The sequence below is a fragment of the Dolichospermum sp. LEGE 00246 genome, from assembly GCF_015207865.1.
Taxonomy (GTDB): Bacteria; Cyanobacteriota; Cyanobacteriia; order Cyanobacteriales; family Nostocaceae; genus Dolichospermum; species Dolichospermum heterosporum.
The window spans coordinates 1-4,897 of the sequence record NZ_JADEWA010000416.1; the positions used below are offsets into that span (position 1 = coordinate 1).

General features: G+C 39.6%; 8 protein-coding genes. 4 read left to right on the forward strand and 4 right to left on the reverse strand.

Annotated elements, in window-relative coordinates; translation table 11 throughout:
- Positions 1–174: 174 nt before the first annotated feature.
- The gene (gene psaM, locus IQ228_RS21110; protein WP_027404816.1) at positions 175–270 is read left to right on the forward strand and encodes a photosystem I reaction center subunit XII; all 96 of its coding nucleotides are present in this window, start codon (positions 175–177) and stop codon (positions 268–270) included.
- A gap of 249 nt (positions 271–519) precedes the next feature.
- The gene (locus IQ228_RS21115) at positions 520–930 is read left to right on the forward strand and encodes a hypothetical protein (protein WP_027404815.1); all 411 of its coding nucleotides are present in this window, start codon (positions 520–522) and stop codon (positions 928–930) included.
- A 43-nt stretch (positions 931–973) separates the two neighbouring features.
- On the opposite strand, the gene IQ228_RS21120 is transcribed toward IQ228_RS21115, so the two are convergent.
- Positions 974–1,684: a tetratricopeptide repeat protein gene (locus IQ228_RS21120; RefSeq protein WP_027404814.1), complete on the reverse strand. Its 711-nt coding sequence runs from the start codon at positions 1,682–1,684 to the stop codon at positions 974–976.
- Positions 1,685–1,961: 277 nt separating this feature from the next.
- Between IQ228_RS21120 and IQ228_RS21125 the strand changes: the two genes are divergently transcribed.
- Together IQ228_RS21125 and IQ228_RS21130 are read left to right on the forward strand one after the other, a co-directional pair.
- Positions 1,962–2,426, forward strand: a complete 465-nt coding sequence (locus IQ228_RS21125; RefSeq protein WP_027404813.1) for a hypothetical protein — start codon at positions 1,962–1,964, stop codon at positions 2,424–2,426.
- Positions 2,427–2,439: 13 nt separating this feature from the next.
- Positions 2,440–2,997, forward strand: coding sequence for a glutathione S-transferase family protein (locus tag IQ228_RS21130; protein ID WP_027404812.1), 558 nt, complete (start codon positions 2,440–2,442; stop codon positions 2,995–2,997).
- Positions 2,998–3,050: 53 nt separating this feature from the next.
- Here IQ228_RS21130 and IQ228_RS21135 read toward each other — a convergent pair whose 3' ends face one another.
- The 3 genes from IQ228_RS21135 to IQ228_RS21145 form a co-directional block, all read right to left on the reverse strand.
- Positions 3,051–3,542, reverse strand: coding sequence for a YajQ family cyclic di-GMP-binding protein (locus IQ228_RS21135; RefSeq protein ID WP_027404811.1), 492 nt, complete (start codon positions 3,540–3,542; stop codon positions 3,051–3,053).
- 80 nt (positions 3,543–3,622) lie between these two features.
- The gene (locus IQ228_RS21140) at positions 3,623–4,039 is read right to left on the reverse strand and encodes an MAPEG family protein (protein ID WP_027404810.1); all 417 of its coding nucleotides are present in this window, start codon (positions 4,037–4,039) and stop codon (positions 3,623–3,625) included.
- Between the two features lie 137 nt (positions 4,040–4,176).
- Positions 4,177–4,680, reverse strand: a complete 504-nt coding sequence (locus tag IQ228_RS21145) for a hypothetical protein (RefSeq protein WP_027404809.1) — start codon at positions 4,678–4,680, stop codon at positions 4,177–4,179.
- Between the last annotated feature and the right edge of the window lie 217 nt (positions 4,681–4,897).

Sequence of the window (4,897 nt, forward strand, 5' to 3'; positions counted from 1 at the left end):
GAGTTGGGGGAGTTGGGGGAGTTGGGGAATATTTCTTCCCAATGACAACGAACAACTGACAAATCCCCAGTTTTTGTTGCATCTTGTAACAAGATGTTTCCTAATGTTGGTAAAACAGGGAAAAGTAGTAAACGAAGTCTTGAAAATCTAGTTCAACTTAGGAGGATTTCCATCATGCCTATCTCAGATACTCAAGTTTACATTGCCTTGGTTGTAGCACTCATTCCAGGAATTCTAGCTTGGCGTTTGGCTACAGAACTATACAAATAACACCAATGTAACTCTGTTACAGGTGATCAAGCCTAGTATCCGTGAGTGTGATTTCTAAATTCCTGTAGTTTTCAGCTATGGGGATTTGGAAAATTGCACCTTACCTTACTAGGTAATATTTTATTCATTTTCATACTTGTATAAATTTCCCAAAAATGAAGTAATATAGCAGCTAAATTAAGCCGCAATTAGCACCTGTTTGCTTTTGATGGTCATTACCGTAAATTATGCAAGCCTCTTGTTAGCACCATGAATGCGTTTCAACCATCTAAACCTCCTTTACAGCCCGTAGAAAACAAACGAACTGTACCAAGACCTAAACGGCACTTACGCCAACGTGCTTATCAAGTAATGGCACTGGAAACTACAGCTAAAGTAGCAGTCAATATACTTATTAGTGCAGCAGCGGCATCTGCTTTGGTACAATTATTGCCTTACTATTGGTCACAACAGGATAAGTTACGAACAGTTCGTACCGAAGTAAAAGTTATGGAAGGGCGTGTGCAAAATTTGCATGCAGAATTTAGCCGCAACTTTGATCCTGGTGAAGCTAAAAGTATTATGCAACAAAAATCATTTCGCTTTGACCCTAATCAGCGTCCAGTTATATTGATGAATCAAGATCAGACTGTAATAGAACAATCTAATTCAGCACCTTGATACTCCCCCTGATAATTGTCAATTAAGTCATCTACTGCTAAAATTAGTCTTCAAAAAACAGCAACTCATTTAACCAGGTTTCGACTTGTAAACACAAGCGATAACCAGAAACATCTTGATGATTTAAAGATGGTAAGTCTGCCAATGCGCGACGATAATCGGCAACCGCACAATTCCAATCACCCCAGAGATGATAAGTCCGTCCCCGTTCCGCCCAAATATTGCCTTTAAGTTGACCAAATAGCATCGCAATTTCCAAGTTTTCAATAGCTTCAGCATAGTTTCCCAAATCGCGTAAAGTAATACTACGATTAATCCAAGCCCGAACATGATGGGGATTGAGATCCAATGCTTGTTCATAATCAACTAATGCGTCCGTTAATTGACCACAAGCAGCGTAATAATTAGCCCGATTATTGTAAGCACTAGCTAATTTAGAATTTAGATCCAAGGCTTTGTTATAATCGGAGATGGCTTTTTGACTGTCACCACTTTGAAAATAAATTAGTCCCCGATTATTGTAATCAACAGCATTTTCGGGATGATGGTCAATCAGGTGACTTAACAGAGCGATCGCTTTGGTATAATCCCCTTGTTGTGCTAACTTCAAAGCACAAGAGCGTAAATAACGTTCTTCTAACATTGATTCATTACCATCCTGTAATCGCTCAGATTGATGACAAGAATTGTTTTGATCAGAAAGACATACTTGATTGTTCTGAATACCAGAATTTAAAAAAGAGTGCTTATTCATACGTTGCCTATTTGATTTACTTGATTTGTCAAATAAAATTACAGTCTTTGTGTCTTAATGCCTCTAGGATTGTTGAAGAACGTGGATTTTACATCCAGCAACAGATGAGCCATAAGTCTAATAATGTATACTTCATACCCAAGTTCAATTCCCGAATCAGTAAGATTCTAAAGAATTGAAGTGTAAATTTTGATGATGGACTGACAACGGACAACTGACAACTGACAACGGACAACTGACAAACCCCTATTTCCCAATTTTAGAAGAGACATTTCTTATGACAACAACAATTTCTTATGCTGATGCAACCGACCTTAATACTGAGGACTATATTGTTCTTGGTTTAGCTACGTGCTTTTATAAAGAAGACGGGGAAGTGCATCAAATTGAAGTGATAGAACCCATTCCTTCCGCAGCTTTAGAAGCTATATGTAAACAAATTCCTACCTCTTACAGATTGATTTATGCAACAACTTTGGGATCTGTATTAGAGGGTGATAAACTACTTTTGCCAGCAGGGTTTCCAGAGTCAGCGCAATTTGGAGATGAGTTTCCATTACGGTTATTTTCTGCGGCTCGTACCTATAAGCGCCGTGAAGTAGCCCAAACATTGATTCCCTTGGGAATTACTAAAACCGATTTGAATTATTCGACAGAGCGCAAACGAGTCCTAAATGCGGCTAGAGTTGTCACCAAAGACGACAACGTAAAACAACACTCTCACACTCACAAAGTTCTTTAATATCCTTATGACTATGTTGAAACTTTACGGCGGCGCTCGCAGTCGGGCTGGGATTATCCAGTGGTACTTAGAGGAACTGGAAGTTCCTTATGAATTCGTACTGTTAGATATGAAAGCAGGGGAACATCTCCAGCCTGAGTTCCTCAAAATTAACCCTATGGGTAAAGTTCCGGCGATTGTTGATGGTGATTTTCAGCTTTGGGAATCAGGCGCAATTTTGCTTTATTTAGCGGAAAAATACGCTAAAACCGCTTATTCATTAGAAGAAAAAGCCATATTTACCCAGTGGGTATTATTTGCCAACTCTAGTCTAGGAACAGGTATTTTTATAGAAGCCAATCGTGAACGAGAAATGCCACGATTATTGACTCCTTTAAATGAAATTTTGACAAAACAACCTTTCTTGCTGGGTAATGATTTTACCGTTGCTGATGTGGCTGTGGGATCAATCCTCTCCTATATCCCTATTATGCTGAAATTAGATTTGAGTGATTACCCAGTAATTGTGAACTATATTCAGTCAATGTCCGAACGTCCCGCTTTTCAAAAAAGCATCGGGGGAAGTAAGTAATTTGGAGTAATTGGTAATTGGTAATGAGAATAATTCTTTCTCCCTGCCCCCTGCTACCGATAATTGGTAAATTGCAAGGCAACTGGGAAATCTTCTTGTTTAAGACGTTGAATCACCAGTTGTAAATCATCTTTTGATTTAGCTGTTACTCGGACAGCATCACCTTGAATCGAAGATTGCACCTTTTTAATTTCGTCTCGAATCAATTTAGAAATTTGTTTGGCAATTTCTTGACTGATGCCTTTTTTGAGAGTGATTTCTTGACGGACACGGTTGCCGCTGGCAGATTCGATTTTGCCAAATTCAAAAATTTTCTGGGAAAGGTTACGCTTGGCGGCTTTTTCTCGCAGGATAGTATGGACAGATTCTAAGGTAAAGTCGCTGTCAGTGCCAATGGTGATTTTTTCCTCACCTAATTCAATTGTGGTTTGAGTATCTTTAAGATCGTAACGGCTTTTAACGTCTCTTGTGACTTGATCAATGGTATTAACTAATTCTTGTCTATCAAAGTCGCTGACGATATCAAAGGAAAAAGAAGTAGCCATAAATAAAATTGGTAATTGGTAATTGGTAATTGGTAACAGGGAAGAGGCAAAGTTGAAAATCCCCCTTCCCTTTTGCGTAATTATTTGATTTGCATGAGACTGAGGTAAAACAAAGTTCCTGAACTAAAAGAAGCAATACCAAACATGAGCGATCGCAACAGGGGTATATTCGTAATATAGAAAATAGAGTATAGCAATCGAGCAATATTAAAAGCGATCGCTGCGGTTACTGCTTCAATTGAACTTACCCCAGTCACATACGCCATTGACGCTGCTGCGGCAAAAACCATAAACCCTTCAAAGGAGTTTTTATGGGCCCATGTTGCCCGTTGGGCATAGGGTGGCAACTTATCAAACATGGCGCGGGGAGCAGAAAGATCATATCCTATCTGCACTCTAGCAAAAGCTACTAATAAATAGGGTACATAAATGAGAATAGCCGCGACGACAATAGAGTATAAAAAAATAGCAGGTACTGGTAACAAAGATAGGGACATTCAACTAATTTAATAAGGTACTTGGCGTGGTCTTGATTATTTTTATCAATGGATAAGGGGTAATTTAGTTAACTCATTACCCTTTAACCAGTAATTTCCCATCTCTACCATTGGCTTTGCAAAAACAGCAGTTCACTCTAGTCAAAGTAGAAGAGTGTTACCACTTTTCGCTGGTCTTCTGCATCACTACAGGTTTGTAGCAGAGTGCGACTATCATGAAATGCAAAGCAGATTAGTTGTTGACAACGAGAAATGATTTCTTTATTACATAAGTAACTCGCTTCAGCTAGAGACAAGCTATCATTACTGGGGTTTTCCACCAGGTGCATCACCTGTTCTAATTGCTGGCGCGATTCCTGGGGTTGACGTTCCAAGCTCTGGGGTAAAATTACCGTGAGTAAGTTGGGATCAGCCTTAGTTGCGCCCCGGATGGCCGCAGAGTTTGTGCCTGTAGCACCAGAAGTAATGACCCGGTTGCCTGATAAAATCAGAGCATAAGTCATCATTTCAATCAAATTCTGGTGGGTAATTGGCACATGACGAGAACCTAGCAAGGCAATCCGCTTGGAACCTGTTTGCTGGATAGTTGCTAGTTCTTGGGCTAATGTATCGAGGTTGATAGTATCTATTGACTGGCTCAAAGATGAAGATCATGAGATTAAACAACCTAGACATTCTACCAAACAGTGTGTAGATGGCAAACTAACCAGAGTTACATTTTGCTACAGTTGACAGTTGACAGTTGACAGTTGACAGTTGACAGTTGACAGTTGACAGTTGACAGTTGACAGTTGACAGTTGACAGTTGACAGTTGACAGTTGACAGTTGACAGTTGACAGTTGACAGTTGACAGTTGA